Consider the following 20841-nt stretch of genomic DNA (forward strand, 5'->3'; position numbering starts at 1 on the left):
GGTTCCGCAGCATGAATCCGGCGTCGCGAAAGTGGCGTTGACACCCGGAAAGCGCATTTTCACCCCCTGATACTGGAGCCGCATGACCTACGATCCCTTCAAGACCGTCCGCAAACTCGATCTCGCCGGGGGAGCTTCCGTCAGCTACTGCTCTCTCCCTGCGCTCGCCGAAGCAGGTGTTGGCGACGTTTCGAGACTCCCCGTGTCGATCCGCATCGTGCTCGAGTCGGTTCTTCGTAATGCGGACGGCTCGAAGATCACCGAGCAGGATGTCCGAAACATTGCGGGATGGAAGGCGAAAGCCGAACGCACCGAGGAGGTGCCGTTCGTGGTGGCGCGCATCATCCTGCAGGATTTCACCGGTGTGCCGCTTCTGGTCGATCTCGCCGCGATGCGCTCGGCCGCGGACAAATTCGGCGTCGATCCCGCGAAGATCGAACCGCTCGTGCCGGTGGATCTGGTCGTCGATCACTCTGTCCAGGTCGACTTCTTCGGAACCGAGGATGCGATGAAGAAGAATCTCGCGAGAGAGTTCGAGCGGAATCGCGAGCGATACGAGTTTCTGAAGTGGGGGATGCAGGCGTTCGACGGTTTCGGTGTCATCCCTCCAGGCATCGGAATCGTCCACCAGGTCAATCTCGAATACCTCGCTCAGGGTGTGATCGAGAAGGACGGCTTCGTCTATCCGGACACGCTGGTCGGAACCGACTCGCATACGACGATGATCAACGGTCTCGGAGTCGTCGGATGGGGCGTCGGCGGAATCGAAGCCGAAGCGGGGATGCTGGGACAGCCGATCTACATCCTCACTCCGGATGTCGTGGGAGTGAACATGTCGGGCCGTCTGAACGAGGGGGTCACGGCGACCGATCTCGCGCTCCACATCACCGAGCTCCTGCGAAAGAAGGGTGTCGTCGGCAAATTCGTCGAGTTTCACGGCGCAGGCGCTGCTTCGCTCTCGCTCGCCGACCGTGCGACGATCGCGAACATGTCGCCGGAGTACGGCGCGACGATGGGCTTCTTCCCGGTCGACGACAAGACATCCGAGTATCTGGTCGCCACCGGTCGCGGGGAGGAGAAGGTCGATCGCTTCCGTCGTTACTTTGAAGCGCAGCAGATGTGGGGGATCCCGCTTGCTGGCGAGTGTGATTACACGTCAGTCGTCGACCTCGACCTCTCTTCCGTGACCCCGAGCGTGTCCGGGCCGAAGCGACCGCAGGACAGGATCGATCTCAGGATGCTCGGCGGGACCTTCCGAGGACTTCTTCGCAAACCGTTCGGCGATGGGGGATACGGATTGGCCGAGGATCAGCTCGAGTCCTCGGGAGAATGCGCAGTCGGCAGCGTCGGTCCCCGACATACGTATTCATCGGGCGGAGGCGAACAGGATCCCGCGAGCCTCCCCAGCCGGTCGAAGGACACAAATCCGGAAACCGAGATCGAGATGATGAACAATCGGCCGACGCCCGACGTAGTCCTCGACGAGGACGGCAGTCCGGCAGTGGTCTGCCTGCACCATGGCGACGTGGTAATTGCCGCGATCACGTCCTGTACGAACACGTCGAATCCTTCGGTGATGATCGGGGCGGGGCTGCTCGCGAAGAAGGCCCTCGAGCGGGGACTCATCGTCCCGGCTTACGTGAAGACTTCGCTGGCGCCCGGCTCGCGAGTGGTGACCGACTACCTGGTGAAGAGCGGCCTGCAGGAATCCCTCGACCGGCTCGGGTTCAATCTCGTCGGGTACGGATGCACGACATGCATCGGAAACTCCGGACCCCTCGATCCGGGAATCGAGCAAACAATTGCCGACAAGGAGCTTGTCGCTGCGAGCGTTCTCAGCGGCAACCGGAACTTCGAGGCGCGGATTCATCAGAACGTCAAAGCGAACTTTCTGATGAGCCCCCCGCTGGTCGTTGCGTTCGCGCTGGCAGGCCGCGTCGACATCGATCTGACGTCCGATCCGATTGGAGAGGGGAGCGACGGAGAGCCGGTCTATCTGCGCGACCTCTGGCCATCGACTGACGAGATCACCGAGGCGCTTCGGGGGGCGATGGACCCCGAGACGTTCCGCCGGCTCTACAAGGACTTCGCGAGTCAGAATCCGATGTGGCAGGAGATCGAAGGAGCGACCGGCGTGCTGTACGACTGGAAGCCGTCCACTTACATCGAGCACCCGCCGTTTTTCGAAGGCTTCGCAAAAGAGCCCGGCCGAATTTCCGACGTCGCGGGTGCGCGGGCGCTGGCGATCTTCGCCGACTCGGTCACGACCGATCACATCTCGCCGGCCGGAGCAATCCAGGGCGATTCACCCGCAGGCCGATACCTGGTGGAGCAGGGGGTCGAGCCGAAAGACTTCAACAGCTACGGGTCCCGCCGCGGCAACGACCGCGTCATGACCCGGGGAACTTTCGCCAACGTTCGGATCAAGAACCAGATGGTCCCGGGGGTGGAGGGGGGCGTGACCATTCTCCAGCCGACCGGCGAGCAGATGTCGATCTACGATGCAGCGGTGAGGTACCGGGAGGCGGGGGTGCCGCTGGTCGTTCTCGCCGGAAAGGAGTACGGAACAGGCAGCTCACGCGACTGGGCGGCGAAGGGCACGCAGCTCCTCGGGGTGCGCATGGTCATCGCTGAGAGCTTCGAGCGGATTCATCGAAGCAACCTGATCGGGATGGGCGTCCTGCCATGCCAGTTCGAGCCTGGCGTCTCCCCCGCAACTCTCGGGCTCGACGGAACCGAGCAGTTCGACCTGCTCGGAATCGCCGGAGGAATCGAGCCGAGACAGAAGGCGAGGCTGCTCATTCATCGAGGTGGCGGCAACGACGAGGAGATCGTCGTGACCGTGCGCCTCGATACGCCCGTCGAGGTCGACTACTTCGAGCACGGGGGGATCCTTCCGTACGTGCTCCGTCAGATTGCGGCGGCGTGAGAGTAAAAGAGTGAAGAGTGAAGGGTGAAGAGTGAAAAGAGACGAGACGCTCTTGTCCTTCACGAGCCCCCGCTCGCAATGCGACTTCGTCAATCTGTGTGCAACCGGCAACCGGCAACCGGCAACTGACAACCTCAAACTTCCAGCCTCGAACCTCCAACCTCCAACCTGCTGAGCAGCTGGCCGTGCCAGCTGTCGGCCGCGCGTTTCACGAACGCTCGACGGAAATCGCCCAGCGACTCGGAGAGGGTGTCGTAGACCTCGCTCTCGCCGGTAACGGCTCCCGTTTCGGCGAGACGCTGAAAGGAAACGCGGTCCGTCCGGACGGGCTCGTCCCCTTCGCCGCGATAGTAGATGCTGGTCGAGTCGAGAAAGTCGGTCCCGGCGGCTTCGCCGGCGGAGCGCATGAACCGGAAGAGCCGGTCGATCGAGCAGCCGGAAGGCGACGCCGACTCATCGGCGGCAATGACGATGAATCGGTCATCGACGATCGACCATGCCGCCGATATGTTCGAGCCGTGAGCCGCCCACGTTTCGAGGAATGCGGCGAGATCGCGAGCGAGCCGTCCGCGTTCGGATTCCTCGATCGGAACGGTCGACGGGAAGATCCAGACGCGGGAATGGTCGGGGAGCTCTTCGATCGGGACGAGTGCCATGGTCACCACTCCTCGACCGCGACCCTGACGATCTCGGCCTGCTGCTGTTCGTGACGACGGTGGGATCCGGTCGCCGGTGACGCGCTGAAGTTGCGACCGACGTAGCGGAGCTCCTTCCCTTCCATGAGCGTCATGAGCCGTTCATCGACGAAATCCCAGCCGCCCATGTTCCGCGGTTCTTCCTGAACCCAGAGCACTTCTTTCGCGTTCGGATAGCGGGCGAACGCGTCGGCGAGAAACTTCCGCGGCCAGGGGTAGAACTGCTCGAGTCTGATGATCGCCAGCCGGCCTTTCGACTTCTCTTCACGGGCCTTTGCGAGGTCATAGTAGATCTTGCCTGAAGTGACGACGATCCTTTCGACTGATGTGGTATCGGCACCGTTCTCCGAAAAGGACGGGTCGTCCAGAACGGGATAAAAGCGCCCGCTGAAAAACTCTTCGAGGGTCGATGTGGCCGGCGGATACCGGAGCAGGAACTTCGGAGTCATGATGATCAGCGGCTTGCGCGGCTCGTTCCGCAGCTGCCGGCGGAGCACGTGAAAGTACTGCGCCGAGGATGTCGCATTGACGACCTGCATGTTGCCCTCGGCGCAAAGGACGAGGAACCGCTCGAGTCTTGCGCTCGAGTGCTCCGGCCCCTGCCCCTCGTAGCCGTGAGGAAGAAGCATGACCAGTCCGCTGTGCTGATTCCATTTCTCCTCGGAGCTCGAGATGAACTGATCGATGATGATCTGAGCACCGTTCATGAAGTCGCCGAACTGCGCCTCCCATGCGACGAGCGCGTCGGGATCAGCCACGGAAAAACCGTACTCGAATCCGAGCACTGCGTACTCGGAGAGGAGCGAATCGTAAATCGCCAGGTTGATCGGTGCGCCTTCGAAATGCTCCTCGGCGTCGTCGACGGGTGCCTGTATGGCCGGATTCGCTTCGCTGTAGGTTTCGCGTGCTTCGGGGGCGTTCTTCGCCAGAATGTTGAGTGGAATCCACGGTCTGCCTGTTTCGTAATCGCGCAGCACCGCGTGTCGCTGAGAAAACGTTCCGCGCGTCGTGTCCTGTCCGGTGATCCGGACTCTGAAGCCTTCGGTGAGCAGACTGCCGATTGCCAGCGCCTCGCCGGTCGCCCAGTCGATCCGCTCTTCTCCCGTCATCATCTTCCGCCGCTTTTCGAGAAACGACTCGAGCCGCGGGTGAAGATTGAACTCCGGTGGAAGAGTGAGAAGAGCCTGGCCAACACGCTCGAGAGTCTCCTGCGAAATCGATGTATCGGGTGAAGGCGCGTCCTGGATACCGGTTTCTTCCTCGTCGGTCCAGAGCGCCGGGCCGGTCGGTTCGGGTGGCTTCGATTCCTTCGTCCGGTCGAGTGCGCTCTGAAGCTTGTCCTTGTAATCGTCGAGCCACTTTTCGGCTTCGTCGGGGTCGATGTCACCCTTCCGCAGAAGCGTCTCCGTGTAGATCTTCCGTACCGATCGGTGATCCTTGATCAGCGCATACATCTTCGGCTGAGTGATCGATGGATCGTCGGCCTCGTTGTGACCGTGACGCCGGTAGCAGACCATGTCGATGACGACGTCCTTCTTGAACTTCTGTCGGAAGGCCCAGGCCAGCTCGACCGCACGGACGCAGGCTTCGGGATCGTCGCCATTGCAGTGAAAGATCGGAGCCTGGATCATCTTCGCGACGTCGGTGGCATACACCGACGACCGCGCATGCTCCGGCGTCGTCGTGAAGCCGATCTGGTTGTTGATGACGAGATGAATCGTGCCGCCCGTCCGAAACCCGTGGAGCTGCGAAAGGTTCAGAACCTCGGCCACGACACCCTGGCCGGCGAAAGCAGCGTCACCGTGAATGAGAATCGGAAACACCTTCTCCCGTTCATAGTCGTTGATGAGTTTCTGTTTTGCCCGGGTCATTCCCTCGGCGACTGGGTTGACCGCCTCGAGATGCGAGGGATTCGAAGCGAGCGCGATGTCGAGAGTCGCTCCGGAGGGAGCCACGTGCTGACCGCGCGCCCCGAGGTGGTACTTGACGTCACCAGAACCCTGGGTGGTTGCGGGATCGATGTCGCCCTCGAACTCCGAGAAAATCTTTTCGTACGATTTTCCCATGATGTTCGCGAGCACGGTCAGGCGCCCACGATGCGCCATTCCCATCACCGCTTCCTTCGAGCCTTCGTCGGCCGCGAGATTCAGAAGGTGATCGAGCATCGGAATGAAAGTCTCGGAGCCTTCGAGTGAAAAGCGTTTGTGACCGACGTACTTGACGTGAAGAAAACGCTCGAACGCCTCGGCGTCATTGAGCTTCTTCAGGATGCGTCGCTTCGTTTCGCCCGAGAGCTGCCACGAGTTTCGGGTCGGCTCCATCCGTTCCTGCAGCCACTTCTTCTCGATCGGCTCCTGAATGTGCATGTACTCCGCGCCCAGCCGCCCGCAGTAGGTCTTCCGGAGAGTGTCGAGGATGTCCCGGAGCGGAGCAGTCTGCTTTCCACACAGCCCTCCGCAGATGAACTGGCGATCGAGATCCCAGAGGGTATAGCCGTAATAGACAGGATTCAGCTCGGGATGATGCGACAGCCGGTACTCGAGGGGGTTGAGATCGGCGATCAGATGCCCGCGCACGCGATACGCATTGATCATGCTGAGAACGCCGGCCTGCCTGGTCGGCGCCGAGGCGCGCGACTCGGCAAATCCCTCGGCGTGATTGTCGTCATGCGTCCAGTGAACCGGTGCGAATGGTACGCGCAGGCTCCTGAAGATCTCGTCGTAAAAGTTCTCCGCTCCGAGCAGAAACTCGTGGATGCGGGCGAGAAAAGCACCCGATTCGGCTCCCTGAATGATCCGGTGGTCGTAGGTGCTCGTCATCGTCATGACCTTCGAGATCCCGAGGTCGGCGAGTATCGCGGGATCGGCGGCCGAGAACTCGGCGGGATAATCGATCTGACCCGTCGCGATGATCGTTCCCTGACTCGGCATCAGCCGCGGGACCGACGCGACCGTGCCGATCATTCCGGGATTCGTGAGCGAGATGTTCGTTCCCCCGAAGTCTTCGAGCGTCAGCTTGTTGTTTCTCGAACGCCGGATGATGTCGTTGTAGGCGCGGAAAAACCCCGCGAAGTCGAGCGTCTGCGCTGCCTTGATGCTCGGTACGACGAGCGTTCGGGTGCCGTCCTTCTTCTCGATGTCCACGGCGAGCCCGAGATTGAGGTCGCGGTGATCGACCCGGACCGGCTGGCCATCCTGAACCGCGTAGGAGGAGTACATCCGCGGAAACTCGATCCCGGCTTTCACGATCGCCCACGCGATGATGTGGGTGAACGAAACCTTGGCGTGACCGTAGAGGTTTTGATGGTCGTTGATCGTCCGGCGGTTCTCCTCGAGCGCTTTCGTCGCGAGAGTTCGAACCGTCGTCGCCGTCGGGAGACCGAGTGACGCCTCCATGTTCTCGACGATCTTGGAGGCGATCCCCCGAAGTGGAGTGATCTCGGCGCTCTCGGAAGGATCCGGCGCGACGGGCGCTTCGTTCAGCGGGCGGGAGCGAGGAGCTTTCGCTTCCTCCTTCCGAGCCTGCTGCTGCGCCTCCTTACCGTTACCGCCGTCCGGCGCCGGCGTGGTGACGCGCGGTTCCACCGTCGTGGGCGTGTAATCCTGAAAGAACTCCTGCCATGATTCTCCGACCGATTCCGGGTCGTGGAGATATTTCTCGTACAGATCTTCGATGAATGCGATGTTCGTCCCGTAGGTGGGTGTGGCGCTCATTTTTCCTTCGTCGTCAGAGGTTTGATTCGATTTCGGACATTCGGCTCTCAACCGTTTCGCAACCTGCGAGGCGATGAAGCAATTTCGACAGGATTGCCATGTCTGGTCTCAACCTGGAGCTCAGCTCCGGAAGTATCGCATTTTTGGCTCGATCCGGGAGTCGAGGTCAGGTCCAACCCGGAACCCCGGACGAAAACTTTGCAAACTCCCTCCCGTATCAGATCATTGAGCGATGGACGAGACACCCCAGACCCCGACACCACCACCACCGCCTCCACCCGAGAGGCCGCGGGGAATCTCCGAATCCGAGACAGCGGGGGATCTCCAGACCCTCCGTACCTTCTATCTCGTCTCCGCCATCGTCAACGGCATCGCGGCGATCGGCTGGGCACTGACCGCTGTGATCGTCGGGGTGACCACCTGCGGATTCGGTTGCATCGTCGTAGTCATCCCGATCTTTGCGGTCGTCGCGCTGTACATGGACGTCGAGAGTATCCGCCGGATCGACCGCGGACTCGGAGCGGGAGATTCGTCATTCCTGCTCAGCACGGCAATTCTCGACATCGTCGCCGGCATCTGCGGCTCGGTCGTGCCGATCGTCTTCGGTGTGCTCGAGATCGTCTGGCTCTATCGTCCTGCGATTCAGGCAAAGTTCTACGGTCTGCCAGGCCAGCCGGGCGACCAGAGCCCCCCTCCGCCCGCGGCTCGCTGACCGGCGGCGAGGTTCCCAGCCCCTCCCGGTACCGCAACTGCAAGCGTCCGCATCGTGATCGTCGTCCGGCATTCCGAAGGCGAACGGGACTTCACCGAGCTGGCCGGAATTCTCGTCTCGGCGAACCGGACGATCATGGATGTTTCCGTCGTTGCCCGCGAGAAGATTTTCGGCCCGGACGCTCGCGGGACCCCGCAGACGATCGTCGCAGTCGAGAACGGGCGGATCCTCGGGTTCGCAACGCTCTGTGGACGTGTCGTACGCCTGATTGCCGTCCTGCCCGAAAATCAGCGAAAGGGAATCGGCCGCCGCCTTCTCGAGGAAGCCGAAAAGATCATCTTCGCCGAATCCGATCGCGTCGTCGTCGCAGCAGGGCCCGGCAACTATCTCGTCCCCGGAGTCAGCCTCGACGACGAGCCGACGCAGCGCTTCTTCCAGGCGCTCGGCTATTCGGCCCACGAGGAGGATGCGATCGACCTCCGCTCGGAGTTGCCGCAATTCGCCCCACGGATTCCCTCCGGCACAGTCATTCGAAGACCGGCTCCGGAGGAGCGGGACCGCGTGGTCCGATGGGTCGGAGAACATTTCGCATTCTCCTGGGGATGGGAGATCGGGCGCGCGTTCGACGACGACGCGCGCAGCGGATGCCTCCTTGCGGAAGTCGACGGTGACCCGGCGGGCTTCGCCGGCTGGGAGATCAACAACCGGGGACTCGGGACGTTCGGGCCGCAGGGGGTCGTCGGAAGCCACCGCTCGAAGGGGCTCGGAGGTGCTCTGCTGATGGAGGCACTCCAGCAGCTCGCTCGGGCAGGCTACCGCGAGGTGCACATTCCCTGGGTCTCATCCATCGAATACTATCGGCGATATACCGGGGCTCGGGTGGTGGCACGCTACGCGCGTCTCGAAAAGAGAAAGAGGAAGGAGAAGGCTTGAGGCGGCGAAGCGGGCGTCGGAAACCGAGGAAAAAGCGACCTTCGAAGAGAACATTTCTTCCCACGGCGATCGGGACGACCGGTGGAGTTCTGCTCGCCACAGCCGCTTTCTGGTTCTTTCGCGAGCAGGCCAAGCACGTCGTCGGAGGGCGCACCGACCTTTTCGACGACTCGATCCTCGATCTCGTCCATTCGACTCACAGCGAGCGAAAGGACCGGATTGTTCGAGCATCGACCTTTCTGGGCGAGCACTTCGCGATCGGCGCCGCTGCGTATCTGACCGCGCTCACGCTGAACCGGAGAGGGCGGAGTGTCGAAGCTTGGACAGTCCTGATCTCGACCGGGGGAGCGATGGCGCTGAACACGGCGATGAAGGCCATCTTTCAGCGCCAGCGCCCCCAGGAACGGCTCCGTAGAATCCGACTTCCAAAATCTCACTCGTTCCCCAGCGGGCACTCCCTGCTTTCCGCCGCCACCTATCCGATCGTCGCTCATCAGCTCGTATCGTCCCGGTCAGTCTCCACGCAGATCATCACGCAGCTCGTGGCGAACAGTATCGTCATCTCGGTCGGTTACTCGCGAATCTACTTCGGCGTTCACTTTCCATCCGATGTTCTGGGTGGGTTCGCCGCCGGCTTCGGCTGGCTCGGACTCACCGCTCTGAGTCACGCGGCTGCCGCAAAGGAATGACCGGCCGGGTTTTCCAGGTATAGGCCGCATGAAGCTTTCGAGCCGCCGGGCCTTCGCCTGGCGCCTGACACGCGCGACTGTTCGTCGCGCGGCACAAATCTGAAAGGAGTTGCTATCTCAATGTCTGATATCAGGAAGGTCGGAGTCCTGGGCTGCGGCCTGATGGGCTCCGGAATCGCGCAGGTCTCCGCGCAGGCCGGCTACGAAACGATCGTTGCAGAGGTGGAGCAGAAGTTCCTCGACAAAGGAATGGGATCGATCGAGAAGAGTCTCGGAAAGTTCGTGGAGAAGGGGAAGATGGAATCTGCCGACCGTGACGCGTGCCTCACGCGTCTGAGCGGCACGACGAGTCTGGAAGATCTTGCAGAATGCGACATCGTCATCGAAGCGATCATCGAGAACATCGAGACGAAAAACTCGACCTTCAGAGCGCTCGACGGAATTGTGAAAAAAGATGCCATCTTCGCGTCCAACACCTCGTCTCTGACGATCACCGAGATCTCGATGGCGACGTCCCGGCCCGAGAAGTTCGTCGGTCTCCATTTCTTCAACCCGGTCCCGATGATGAAGCTCGTCGAGGTCGTTCGCACGATCATCACCTCGGATGAAACCTTCGATCGCGCATTCCGCTTTGCGGGCTCCCTCGGAAAGGAGGCCGTGGCGGCCAGGGACAACTCCGGGTTCATCGTCAATCGTCTGCTCGTTCCGTATCTGCTCGACGCGATCCGTGCATATGAGGAGGGTGTCGGCTCGATCGCCGACATCGACAAGGCGATGATGCTCGGATGCGGATACCCGATGGGTCCCTTCACGCTTCTCGACTTCGTCGGCCTCGATACGACCTGGTACATCACCCGGGTGATGTTCGAGGAGTATCGGGAGCGGCGCTTCGCGTCGCCGCCTCTGCTGCGGAAGATGGTGCTCGCAGGCCGTCACGGACGGAAGACCGGAGCCGGGTTCTACGACTACTCGGGAGAGAAGCCCGTTCCGATGGATGCGGGGTCGAATCGATGAGCGCGCTCGACAAGCTGAATCTCGACAACGTCCGGACCGAAAATCGCGACGGAATCCTGGTCGTCACGATCGACCGGCCCAAGGTGCTCAACGCGTTGAATGCGCAGACCGTCGAGGAGATCGGCCAGGTGTTCGATGCCGCCCGAGAGGATTCGAGCGTCCAGGCGGTCATCATCACCGGCGGTGGCGAGAAGGCATTCGTCGCAGGGGCGGACATCGGCGAGCTCGCGAAGAAAACCCCTGTCACCGGCAAGGAAACCTCCGAGCGTGGACAGGCGATCCTCGGACGGATCGAGCGATTTCCCAGAATCGTCATCGCCGCGATCAACGGCTACGCCCTCGGTGGCGGATGCGAGCTCGCCCTCGCGTGTCACATCCGGATCGCGGCCGACTCCGCGAAGATCGGTCTTCCCGAGGTCACGCTCGGCATCATTCCGGGTTACGGCGGCACCCAGCGCGCGGTCCGGCTCCTCGGAAAGGGGAGAGCACTCGAGCTGATCTGTACCGGCGACATGATCTCCGCCGCTGAAGCGGAGAGGATCGGTCTGGTCAATCGCGTCGTTCCGGCCGCCGAGCTGATGGAGACGGCGGAAAAGATGGCGAGAACGGTCGCCTCCCGCGGACCACTCGCCGTCCGCGCCGCGATCGAAGCGATCAACAGCGGCGCCGAAATGCCCCAGAACGAGGGGGAGTTCCTCGAGGCGACCCTTTTCGGACTTCTCTGCGCGAGCGAGGACACGAAAGAAGGGATGAACGCCTTTCTGGAGAAGCGGAAGCCGGCGTTCAAAAACAGGTAGAAAGAAGAGTGAAGAGTGAAGAGTGAAGAGTGAAAAAAAAGAGATGCCGTGAAAGTAACCTCCACGGACATCTCACCGTGACTCACGATCCCCCGCCCGGATTCTTCGCCCGCACTGCGCCGGGCTCAGAATGACGAGTGTTGTGTTTGCGCAAAGTAACGGTCATAGACGAATGTTTGCTCTCGCGAAACCCAAGCACTCGTCATCCTGAGCCGCCGAAGGACGGCGAAGGATCTGGGGGCAGGCTCGTGAGTCAAGGTGAGATGTCCGGAGGAGTTACTTTCAGGCCATCTCTTTTTTCACTCTTCACTCTTCACTCTTCACTCCAACCTATTCTCAGTTGCGGATGAAAGCCTTGCCGCCGTCGAGCAGGCGTTTCAGCTCTTTCGGACCGCAGGCTTCCCCATAGAGGCGGGCGACCGGTTCGGTACCCGACAGCCGGAACAGCAGCCAGGTGCGGTCGTCGAAAACGAGCTTCACGCCATCCGTTCGATCGACGCTTTCGACCTTCAACCCGGCGACCTCGGCGGGAGGATTTGCGAGCTTGGTCTCGAGCGATTCCTGGAGCGGCCCGGTCAGCCGCATGTCGATCCGCTTCGATACATGGGTGCCGAACTCGTCGTAGAGCTCGCGTGTCAGCTCCGGTATCGTCTTCCCCGTGACGGCGACCATCTCGGCGACGAGCAGACAGGCGAGAATGCCGTCCTTCTCCGGGAGATGTCCGTAGATGGAAAGGCCGGCGCTCTCTTCGCCGCCCATCGCGATGGCGTCTTCGAGAATCAGCTCGCCGATATATTTGAATCCGACGGGCGTCTCGTAGACCGGGATGTCCAGTTTGTCGCCGATCTTGTCGATGATGTGAGTGGTCGCGACGGAGCGGGCGAGCCCGCCGGGAAGTTTCTTGATGCGCTTGAGATAGACGGCGAGAAGCGCGAGCACCAGATTGGGAGAGACGAATCGCCCCCGGTGATCGACGATGCCGAAACGGTCGGCATCTCCATCGGTCGCGAGGCCGAGATTCAGCTTCTCGGCGACCACCAGCTTTCGCAGATCCTGAAGATTCTTCTGGTTGCACTCCGGAGAGAACCCTCCGAAGTAGGGATCGCGGTAATTGTGAATGATCCTGACGGTGACGTCGGCGGTGAGAAGCACGAAGTCGAGATATTCGCGCGCCGTCCCGTAGAGCGAATCGACGCCGATCTTCAACCCGGCCTTTCCGATCTGCGCCACATCGACGAGATCCCCGATCCGCTCGATGTAACGCTCCCGGGGGTCGATCGTCTTGATGAGCTCGTCCTTCCGATAGACGTCGATGTGTTCGCCGGTCGACTCGACCGCATTGATCTCCGTCTCGATCGCCTGGGTCACCTCGGGAAGCGCGGGGGCGCCGTTCGCGGTGGAAAACTTCAGACCGTTGTATTCCGGAGGATTGTGCGACGCGGTGAAGTTGATTGCACCAATGGCTCCACGCCGGACCGTTTCGAAGGAGACCGCAGGGGTCGGAAGATCGCGGGAGCAGAGCAGCGCTCGAAAATCGTTGTAGGCGAGGATCTTCGCAGCCTCCGCGGCGAACTTTTCGGAAAGGAAGCGTGTGTCGTATCCGATCACCACGCCGGCCGAAGGATCGGCGCCCGATTCGCGGAGATAGTTGCAGATGCCCTGGGTGGCAACACGCACCTGCTCGAACGTGAAGTCCTCGCCAATGACGCCGCGCCACCCGGAAGTACCGAATTTGATCATCAGAAGGGAATGAGGCGAAAAAATCGTCGAGTCCGCCTGTTCTCGCTGGCCCCATTCAAGCATAATCGAAGCCCGGATGGCTGACCAGTCCAAGATCCTGATCGCGGACGACGACCCCGCGATCGTGAGGCTCCTGAGCGCGCTGCTCAAGCCGCTGGACGCCGAGATTTTCACCGCTTCCGACGGAGCCGAGGCGCTCGAGCAGGCCAGGAAAATTCTGCCCGATGTGGCGATCATCGATGTGGTGATGCCGGAAAAGAGCGGCTGGGAAGTCTGCCAGACGCTCAAGAATGTGAAGAGAACCAACCCGATCAAGATCGTTCTGATGACGGGAAAAGGGGAAGTGAAGGACCGCCTGACCGGGCTCCAGCTCGGAGCGGACGACTACATCGTGAAGCCATTCGATGGCAACGACGTCACGTGGCGGATCAGCCGGCTCCTCGACCTTCGCCAGCGCCAGCAGGGAGAGATCGCGGAAGACGACGAGATCCGCTCTCTCGTCCATGACGCCGCAACCGATCTCCCGACGATCTCCGCCTGCGTGCCGAGAATGAAGGAAATGCTCATCGAGCACGGACTGCTCGGCATCATTTACGTCGACGTCGAGGAGATGGAGCAAGTCGAGGTCGAGTACGGCTGGGCGTTCTTCGACGAGTTGTTGCGCGCAGCCTCCTCGCTTGTGGAGAAAGAGGCCAAGGCGAACGGCGGGACGGCCTGTGTCAGCCGGGTCGGTTCCTCCGGCTTCTACGTCTTCAAAACCGGCACCCGCGGGTCAATCGGAGCCGAAGCCACAGCGCTGGCGAAGAACATCCACGAGCGGCTCTCCGACGCTCTGCTCGACCGCTATCCGCAGTTCTCTTCCGGCGAGCTCGTATTTTTCACCGGTATCGCCGTGGTCAACTATTCGCCGCAGATCCGGCTCGAGCGACAGATCTACAAAGGACTCCAGCAGGCTTTCGATACCGTTCGTGACGCCGAGGCGCAAACGAGGCGAGGACTGGTCGAGGAGATGGAGACGATCATCAATGAGAAGAAGGTCCGTGTGCTCTTCCAGCCGATCGTGGAAGCCTCGGATCTCTCCATTTTCGGTTACGAGCTTCTGACGCGAGGCCCGGCAAGCTCGTCGTTCCGGAACTCCGACATCCTGTTCGAGTTCGCCCGGCGCAACGGCCTTGCCTGGGCTCTCGAGCAGGTCGCCATCGAGTGCATGGTCAGAAAGCTCGGGCGCGAAAAACTCGAGGATCGGGCGCTTCTGATCAATCTCGAGGCGGAAACCGTCGATGCCTTCACACGCCAGTTCGACGAAATGATGTCGGAGGTCGGAGAGCACCCGGAGCGCCTGGTGTTCGAGCTGACCGAGCGCGCGGCCATCGAGGATTTCTCATCCTTCCGCGAGACTCTGTCGAGACTGAAGGCACACGGCGTGTCGATCGCAATCGACGACGCCGGATCAGGCTACGCTTCGCTCGAAGCGATTGCCTCGCTCGCACCCAACTATCTCAAGATCGCGAAGGGACTCGTCTCGGCGCTCTCTTCCGAGCCGATCAAACAGGATCTGATGAAGCTCCTCGTCGATCTCGCCCAACGGATCGGCGCCAGGACGATTGCCGAAGGAATCGAGACCGAAGAGGAATACGAGTGGTGCAGGACGCTCGGAATCGATCTCCTCCAGGGCTTCTACTTCGCGATGCCGTCCGAGGAGCTCGTCACAGCGATCGAGCCGCGCACGCGACGCAAGCGCGCAGCAGGATGATCCCCGGCTCGGCATCCGCGCTCGCGCGGCAACTGATCGACATCCCTTCTCTGACCGATGAGGAAGGACCGCTGGCGGCGTTCCTCGCCCGGATGCTCCCGTCAGCAGGATTCGAATGCCGCACGCTCCCCGTCGACGACGGGAATCCGGAGAGGGTGAGTCTCCTCGCCACCGCTCCCGATCGGATTCCGCGCGCGCTTCTCTGCACCCACCTCGATACCGTGCCCCCATTCATCGCATCGTCCGAAGACGACGAATGGATTTTCGGTCGGGGTGCCTGCGACGCGAAAGGAATCATGGCGGCGATGATCCTTGCGGCGAGCGACCTTCTCGAAAAAGGGTTCTGCGATGCAGGCCTCCTCTTTCTCGCGGGGGAAGAGACCGATTCGATCGGCGCAAAAAGAGCCAACGAACAGCTCGCCGATCTCGGCGTCGAGCTCGTGATCGTCGGCGAGCCGACCGACGGTCGGTTCGTCGAAGCCTGCAAGGGGACGCTGACGGCCGAAGTGCGATTCGACGGCAAGGCGGCCCATTCGGCCTACCCGGAGCGCGGCGAGTCCGCCATATCGAAGGCCGCGCGGGCCGTCGTCGCGATCGAGGAAACCGACTGGGGAACCGACGATTCGATTGGCCAGGCCTCGGCCAACGTCGGGATCATCTCCGGTGGCCGCAAACCGAACGTGGTTCCGGATGAAGCGTCGCTGACTGTCATGATCCGTACAGTTGAGGATATGAACCGATCATTAGAGCGGTTGAAACGAACCGTTGACCTGTTCGGCGGCCGGATCGCCCATCACCACGGAACCTCCCCGGTGATCTTCGAGGTGCCGGAGGGGGAAGAAGGGATCAGCGTCGGATTCGGTACCGACGCCCCCTACCTCGGCAATCTCGGACGCCGGATCCTTTACGGTCCGGGATCGATTCACGATGCTCACACCCCTCACGAGCGGATTCGGAAGCCCGACATCGAAGCGGCTCGCGCGGTTTACGCGCGCATCGTGCAGAATTCGCTTCGCTAGTTGCCCGGCTTGCGGCACCGGAGCGGTCGACCGCACGATGGAGCATCGAAATAATGGAGAGGCGGCAAGTGTAACGCGTGGCGTCCGGCAATTCCGGGGATCCCGGTTCTGCGAAAGAAGGAAAACGATGGCAAAACTCGAACAGGAGATCTATCTGGTCAGCCCGAGGCGGACGCCCATCGGGCGATTCGGGGGGACACTGCTCCCCCTCAGCGCCGCGGATCTCGGGGTGGCCGCTGCGAAGGGGTCGCTCGACGCGGCCGGGCTCGATCCCGAAGCGCTCGACGAGGTGATCTTCGGCAATGCGCGCCAGGCGGGAGTCGGTCCGAACGTGGCGCGGCAGATCGCCCTGCGGTCGGGCGCAACACACGAGACGCCGGCCTGGACGGTCAACCAGGCGTGCGGCTCCGGCATGCGCGCGATCATCAATGCTGCCGACCAGATCCGCCTCGGTAACGCGAAGCTCGTTCTCGCTGGCGGGACCGAGTCGATGTCCAACACTCCGTATCTGCTCACCAACGCCCGATGGGGTCTTCGGATGGGCAACGGCGAGGTCGTCGACGGGATGACGAGGGACGGATTCTTCTGCCCGCTCGCCGACGAGATGATGGGCGCCACGGCGGAAACACTCGCGGACCAGTACGGAATCTCGAGAGACGAGCAGGACGAGCTCGCCGTTCGGAGCCAGCAGAGGGCGGGGAAGGCATGGGACGACGAAGCCTTCGCCGGTGAGATCGTTCCGGTGGAGATCCAGACGCGGAAGGACTCGACGACGCTCGATCGCGACGAGCATCCGCGACCGGATACGTCGGTCGAAAAGATGAAGAAGCTTCCTCCGGTCTTCCGCGATGGCGGAACCGTTCATGCGGGCAACGCGTCGGGAGTGACCGACGGCGCCTCCGCGATGATCGTCGCGAGCGCCGAAGCGGTGAAAGCGCACGGACTCACTCCGCTGGCGCGTCTGGCCGGCTACGCGCAGGCGGGAGTGGATCCGAAGGTAATGGGGATCGGTCCCGTACCGGCCACAAAACAGATCCTCGAGGAGAACGGGATCTCGCTCGACGAGATCGGCCTCATCGAGCTGAACGAGGCGTTCGCCGCGCAGGTGATCGCATGCGACCGTGAGCTCCATCTCGATCCGGAGCGCCTCAATGTGCACGGAGGCGCGATCGCCCTCGGACATCCGATCGGCGCGACCGGAGCCCGGATCACGACGACGCTCGCTCATGCGATGAGCCGGAGAAACGAACGACTCGGTCTCGCAACCCTATGCATTTCCGGGGGGATGGGACTCGCGCTGCTTCTGGAACGCTGCTGATGAGCGGGATCTGGACCGACAGCCATTGTCATCTGGCGATGGCCGAGGATGCGCGCGCGGCGCTCGACCGCGCGCGCGGCGATGGAGTCCGCGGCTTCGTCGTTCCGGGGACGACGCTGGAGGATTCCCGGGAGTGTGTCCGGCTCGCCGCTGAAGAACAGGACGTCTGGGCGGCCGTCGGGTTCCATCCCCACGAGGCGAAGGACTGCGACGATGCTGCGTTCGTTGAGATCGAGCTCCTCGCCGGAAGGGAGAGAGTCGTGGCGGTGGGGGAGGTCGGTCTCGATTATCACTATGACTTTTCTCCGCGCTCGACCCAGCGCGAGGTTCTCGCGAGACACATGGATCTCGCGAGACGGAAGAGTCTTCCGCTCATCGTGCATAACCGGGAATCGACCAGCGATCTCCTCGAGATTCTTCGGAGCGAGCCCGGGCGAGAATGCCGAGGCATCCTCCATTCATTCACCGAAAACTACGAGGTGGCGAAGGAGCTGATCGATGCCGGATGGGTGATCTCGTTCTCCGGAATCGTGACGTTCCGAACCGCGGAAGACCTGCGGGCGACCGCCCGAAAACTTCCGCCCGAATCGGTGCTGATCGAGACCGACACCCCCTACCTCGCTCCGGTGCCGAAGCGGGGGAAGACCAACGAGCCTTCGTTTGTCCGCTACATCGGCGAGCTGCTGGCCGATTTGTGGAACATCCCCGCGGAAGAGGTGGCGCGGATCACGACGGCGAACTTCGAGCGGGTGTTCGGCGTGGAGGTCGGGTGATCCGGCATCCGGACGTCTCGGTCGTCGTCCCCGTCCGGAATGAGCGGGAATGCCTCCGGCTGCTGTGCGACGAGACGGCGGCGGCTCTCGCCACCGCGCCGTTCACCTGGGAGCTGATCCTCGTCGATGACGGCAGCACCGACGGAAGCCAATCGGTCATCCGGGAGCTCGCGGCGGAGCGCATCTGGGTGCGGGCGCTGATTCTCGATCGCAACCACGGCCAGACCGCTGCTCTCGATGCGGGATGGCGTCGGGCAGACGGGCGTTATCTCGCCTCAATGGACGCCGATCTCCAGAACGATCCCGCCGATCTGATCGCCCTGTGGCGGCGTCTCCAGGGAAACGGAGACGCGCCGGACATGGTCGCCGGTATTCGTGCCCGGCGGCGCGACACCTTGTGGAAGAAGATCCAGAGCCGCATCGGGAACGCCATTCGAAACTGGATCACGCAGGATCACATCACGGATACCGGCTGCTCGCTGAAGATGATGAAGCGGGAGTGTCTCGATCGGATCACGCTCTTCCGCGGCATGCACCGGTTCCTTCCGACGCTCGTGAGGATGCAGGGATACACCGTCGTCGAGCTTCCCGTCGGCCATCGTCCCCGCCGCTTCGGTGAGACCAAATATGGCGTGCTCGACAGGGCGTGGCGGGGCCTGGTCGACTGCATCGCCATTCGCTGGATGAAGAGCCGCCTTCCGGCGTATCGTGTCGAGGAGAAGCGATGAGCCTCAATCCGGCGGAATGGGACATATGGGTCGCGATCGGCTTTCTGGGCCAGCTCTGCTTCTCCGCGAGGTTCCTCATCCAATGGGTCTCCTCCGAGAGGGAGCGGAAGAGCGTCATCCCGATTTACTTCTGGTACTTTTCGCTCATTGGCGGGATGATTCTGGCCGTGTACGCATTTCACCGGCGTGATCCCGTCTTCCTGCTCGGACAGAGTATGGGGATCCTGATCTACGTCCGGAATCTGATGCTCATCCATCGCGCGCGCCGCGCCGGAAAGCAACCGGGTTTGCCGGAGATACCTGTTTGAAAGATTCGATGAAACTCGCCATTCACATTCCAGCATGGAACGAAGAATCCACGATCGAGACGGCGATCCGTTCTCTTCCCCGAAGGTTGAGGGGATTCAGCGAAGTCCTGATCTTCGTCGTCGATGACGGCAGCACCGACCGGACCGCGGAGATCGCGGAGGAAGCGGGCGCCACGGTCGTCAGGCTGCTCAACCATCAGGGACTCTCCGCAGCGTTTCGCAAGGGGATCGATGCTGCGCTGGCAGCGGGCGCGGATGTCATCGTCAATACCGACGCCGACAATCAGTACGAAGCTCAGGACATCGAAGCCCTCGTCGCACCGATTCTCGATGGACGCGCCGATGTCGTCATCGGTGATCGCGTGATCGCCCGGTCGCCGCACATGGGTCCGCTCAAACGCTTCCTCCAGTCGCTCGGCTCCCGCGCCGTCAGCATTGCGTCGGGTATCAGCCTTCCGGACGTGACGAGCGGATTTCGCGCGTTCTCCCGCGAGGCCGCGATGAGGCTGAACGTCTTCAACTCGTTCACCTACACTCTCGAGACGATCATCCAGGCGGGCCATCACAACCTCGAGGTGCGGGCCGTTCCGGTCCGGACCAACGCCCCCGTCCGCCCGTCGCGGCTATACGGGAGCATCTTCTCGTATCTCTGGCGATCGGTGCTGACGATCTTCCGTGTCTATACGCTCTACCGGCCGCTGCGGACGTTCCTCTGGATCGGGGCTCTTCTCTTTCTCGGTGGCGCGCTGATCGGTGGAAGGTTCCTCGTCGAGTACCTCGCGGGGGACGGAGCCGGGCACATACAGAGCCTGATTCTCGCTGCCGTTCTCCTGATCAGCGGCTTCCAGACGATTCTCTTCGGCATCATCGCAGATCTCATCTCGGTGAACCGGAGACTCCATGAGGAGAGCCTCGTCAGGCTGCGAAAGCTCGAGCTGCGGCCTCGTTTTGCTCGAAAAGGTCGTCCCGCAGCTCCGGAAGCGCCGGCGAAGACCGCGGGGGAGAGCATTCCGGACGAAGGGGAGTCGCAGTGGGTCTGGATCGCGGGCGACGAGGAAGAGATCGAGCCGGTGCGCGGTTCCCGGCCGCGCCGCCGTCGCCGCGGTCGAAGCGGGGGAGAGCATCGCGTGACCGATCCCCGCGATCGCAAACACCAGCCCCGCCTCCACAACGACGACGACTAGCGCCGGGAACGCCGAACTTCACCGTAGCGCAGGCTCTCCAATCCGTCGCCAGGACGCGGCGCTACGAAGACCGGCTAATCGACCACAACTCTGATCTCGCATGCCGCTCACGGTCCGTCCCCAGGCCGGGGAGGTTTAACGTTGACGGTCAAAGCGAAGATGACGTCGACGGGTTCACCGTCGAGCGTTCCCGGGCGGAACTTCCACTTCTTGACCGCTTCCACCGCGCTGTCCGTCGCAAACCCAAGAGGCTTCAACACCCGGACGTCTACGACTTTTCCGTTGCGGTCGATGACTGCTTCGAGGATTACGATGCCCGAAACGTTTGCCGCTCTGGCGACTTCCGATAGCACGGGCTCGACCCGCTCGAGGACGACGGGCGCCGTTACGTCACCGCCGACTCTGAGAGCCCTTTCCCGAATCTGGCCGGACTCCGAGAGGCGCTCCGGAACCTCGACCCCGGCTTCCTCCAAAACGGACCTCAAATCCGCGATCTGGGGGTGGCTCGAATCGATATTCTCTGCCATCTCGCGCAG

At 62.1% G+C, this 20841-nt stretch carries 17 protein-coding genes; 13 read left to right on the top strand and 4 right to left on the bottom strand.

Translation table 11 applies throughout. From position 1 onward, the window contains the following. Positions 1-82 precede the first annotated feature (82 nt). Positions 83-2929 (top strand): aconitate hydratase, encoded by a 2847-nt coding sequence (locus KY459_10105; protein ID MBW3565065.1) that lies wholly within the window; start codon positions 83-85, stop codon positions 2927-2929. 134 nt (positions 2930-3063) lie between these two features. On the opposite strand, the gene KY459_10110 is transcribed toward KY459_10105, so the two are convergent. Continuing rightward, positions 3064-3585: a hypothetical protein gene (locus tag KY459_10110; protein ID MBW3565066.1), complete on the bottom strand. Its 522-nt coding sequence runs from the start codon at positions 3583-3585 to the stop codon at positions 3064-3066. Positions 3586-3587: 2 nt separating this feature from the next. Next, complete coding sequence (locus KY459_10115) at positions 3588-7337, bottom strand: multifunctional oxoglutarate decarboxylase/oxoglutarate dehydrogenase thiamine pyrophosphate-binding subunit/dihydrolipoyllysine-residue succinyltransferase subunit (protein ID MBW3565067.1); 3750 nt, start codon at positions 7335-7337, stop codon at positions 3588-3590. A 232-nt stretch (positions 7338-7569) separates the two neighbouring features. Between KY459_10115 and KY459_10120 the strand changes: the two genes are divergently transcribed. The 5 genes from KY459_10120 (at position 7570) to KY459_10140 (ending at position 11482) form a co-directional block, all read left to right on the top strand. After that, complete coding sequence (locus tag KY459_10120) at positions 7570-8049, top strand: hypothetical protein (GenBank protein MBW3565068.1); 480 nt, start codon at positions 7570-7572, stop codon at positions 8047-8049. Positions 8050-8103: 54 nt separating this feature from the next. Further along, the gene (locus tag KY459_10125; protein ID MBW3565069.1) at positions 8104-8982 is read left to right on the top strand and encodes a GNAT family N-acetyltransferase; all 879 of its coding nucleotides are present in this window, start codon (positions 8104-8106) and stop codon (positions 8980-8982) included. Then, positions 8979-9671 carry a phosphatase PAP2 family protein gene (locus KY459_10130; GenBank protein ID MBW3565070.1) on the top strand — a complete coding sequence of 231 codons (693 nt, stop codon included), beginning with the start codon at positions 8979-8981 and terminating at the stop codon, positions 9669-9671. The genes KY459_10125 and KY459_10130 overlap by 4 nt, the downstream gene beginning before the upstream one ends. A gap of 120 nt (positions 9672-9791) precedes the next feature. Beyond that, positions 9792-10685, top strand: a complete 894-nt coding sequence (locus KY459_10135; protein MBW3565071.1) for a 3-hydroxybutyryl-CoA dehydrogenase — start codon at positions 9792-9794, stop codon at positions 10683-10685. Continuing rightward, positions 10682-11482, top strand: coding sequence for an enoyl-CoA hydratase/isomerase family protein (locus KY459_10140; GenBank protein MBW3565072.1), 801 nt, complete (start codon positions 10682-10684; stop codon positions 11480-11482). The genes KY459_10135 and KY459_10140 overlap by 4 nt, the downstream gene beginning before the upstream one ends. 336 nt (positions 11483-11818) lie before the next feature. On the opposite strand, the gene KY459_10145 is transcribed toward KY459_10140, so the two are convergent. Next, complete coding sequence (locus tag KY459_10145; protein MBW3565073.1) at positions 11819-13285, bottom strand: phosphoglucomutase/phosphomannomutase family protein; 1467 nt, start codon at positions 13283-13285, stop codon at positions 11819-11821. Between the two features lie 13 nt (positions 13286-13298). On the opposite strand from KY459_10145, the gene KY459_10150 reads away from it, so the two are divergent. The 7 genes from KY459_10150 (at position 13299) to KY459_10180 (ending at position 20305) form a co-directional block, all read left to right on the top strand. After that, positions 13299-14975 (top strand): EAL domain-containing protein, encoded by a 1677-nt coding sequence (locus KY459_10150; protein ID MBW3565074.1) that lies wholly within the window; start codon positions 13299-13301, stop codon positions 14973-14975. Next, positions 14972-15994 carry a M20/M25/M40 family metallo-hydrolase gene (locus KY459_10155; GenBank protein ID MBW3565075.1) on the top strand — a complete coding sequence of 341 codons (1023 nt, stop codon included), beginning with the start codon at positions 14972-14974 and terminating at the stop codon, positions 15992-15994. The genes KY459_10150 and KY459_10155 overlap by 4 nt, the downstream gene beginning before the upstream one ends. A gap of 127 nt (positions 15995-16121) precedes the next feature. After that, the gene (locus KY459_10160; GenBank protein ID MBW3565076.1) at positions 16122-17312 is read left to right on the top strand and encodes a thiolase family protein; all 1191 of its coding nucleotides are present in this window, start codon (positions 16122-16124) and stop codon (positions 17310-17312) included. Then, positions 17312-18085 (top strand): TatD family hydrolase, encoded by a 774-nt coding sequence (locus KY459_10165; protein MBW3565077.1) that lies wholly within the window; start codon positions 17312-17314, stop codon positions 18083-18085. Before KY459_10160 ends, KY459_10165 begins: the two co-directional genes overlap by 1 nt. Next, positions 18082-18813, top strand: coding sequence for a glycosyltransferase family 2 protein (locus KY459_10170; protein ID MBW3565078.1), 732 nt, complete (start codon positions 18082-18084; stop codon positions 18811-18813). Before KY459_10165 ends, KY459_10170 begins: the two co-directional genes overlap by 4 nt. Next, a complete protein-coding gene (locus KY459_10175) occupies positions 18810-19121 on the top strand; it encodes a lipid-A-disaccharide synthase N-terminal domain-containing protein (GenBank protein ID MBW3565079.1) in 312 nt (103 codons plus the stop codon). The genes KY459_10170 and KY459_10175 overlap by 4 nt, the downstream gene beginning before the upstream one ends. An 8-nt stretch (positions 19122-19129) precedes the next feature. After that, positions 19130-20305, top strand: a complete 1176-nt coding sequence (locus tag KY459_10180) for a glycosyltransferase family 2 protein (GenBank protein ID MBW3565080.1) — start codon at positions 19130-19132, stop codon at positions 20303-20305. Between the two features lie 107 nt (positions 20306-20412). On the opposite strand, the gene KY459_10185 is transcribed toward KY459_10180, so the two are convergent. After that, positions 20413-20832 (bottom strand): energy transducer TonB, encoded by a 420-nt coding sequence (locus tag KY459_10185; GenBank protein ID MBW3565081.1) that lies wholly within the window; start codon positions 20830-20832, stop codon positions 20413-20415. Positions 20833-20841: the final 9 nt, after the last annotated feature.

The sequence above is a fragment of the Acidobacteriota bacterium genome, assembly GCA_019347945.1.
GTDB lineage: Bacteria > Acidobacteriota > Thermoanaerobaculia > Gp7-AA8 > JAHWKK01 > JAHWKK01.

Bases quoted from the DNA above. Each gene is read 5' to 3' on its own strand.
- KY459_10105 (MBW3565065.1), top strand. From the start codon at position 83: ATGACCTACGATCCCTTCAAGACCGTCCGCAAACTCGATCTCGCCGGG.
- KY459_10110 (MBW3565066.1), bottom strand. From the start codon at position 3,585: ATGGCACTCGTCCCGATCGAAGAGCTCCCCGACCATTCCCGCGTCTGG.
- KY459_10115 (MBW3565067.1), bottom strand. From the start codon at position 7,337: ATGAGCGCCACACCCACCTACGGGACGAACATCGCATTCATCGAAGAT.
- KY459_10120 (MBW3565068.1), top strand. From the start codon at position 7,570: ATGGACGAGACACCCCAGACCCCGACACCACCACCACCGCCTCCACCC.
- KY459_10135 (MBW3565071.1), top strand. From the start codon at position 9,792: ATGTCTGATATCAGGAAGGTCGGAGTCCTGGGCTGCGGCCTGATGGGC.
- KY459_10140 (MBW3565072.1), top strand. From the start codon at position 10,682: ATGAGCGCGCTCGACAAGCTGAATCTCGACAACGTCCGGACCGAAAAT.
- KY459_10145 (MBW3565073.1), bottom strand. From the start codon at position 13,285: ATGCTTGAATGGGGCCAGCGAGAACAGGCGGACTCGACGATTTTTTCG.
- KY459_10150 (MBW3565074.1), top strand. From the start codon at position 13,299: ATGGCTGACCAGTCCAAGATCCTGATCGCGGACGACGACCCCGCGATC.
- KY459_10155 (MBW3565075.1), top strand. From the start codon at position 14,972: ATGATCCCCGGCTCGGCATCCGCGCTCGCGCGGCAACTGATCGACATC.
- KY459_10160 (MBW3565076.1), top strand. From the start codon at position 16,122: ATGGCAAAACTCGAACAGGAGATCTATCTGGTCAGCCCGAGGCGGACG.
- KY459_10165 (MBW3565077.1), top strand. From the start codon at position 17,312: ATGAGCGGGATCTGGACCGACAGCCATTGTCATCTGGCGATGGCCGAG.
- KY459_10175 (MBW3565079.1), top strand. From the start codon at position 18,810: ATGAGCCTCAATCCGGCGGAATGGGACATATGGGTCGCGATCGGCTTT.
- KY459_10180 (MBW3565080.1), top strand. From the start codon at position 19,130: ATGAAACTCGCCATTCACATTCCAGCATGGAACGAAGAATCCACGATC.
- KY459_10185 (MBW3565081.1), bottom strand. From the start codon at position 20,832: ATGGCAGAGAATATCGATTCGAGCCACCCCCAGATCGCGGATTTGAGG.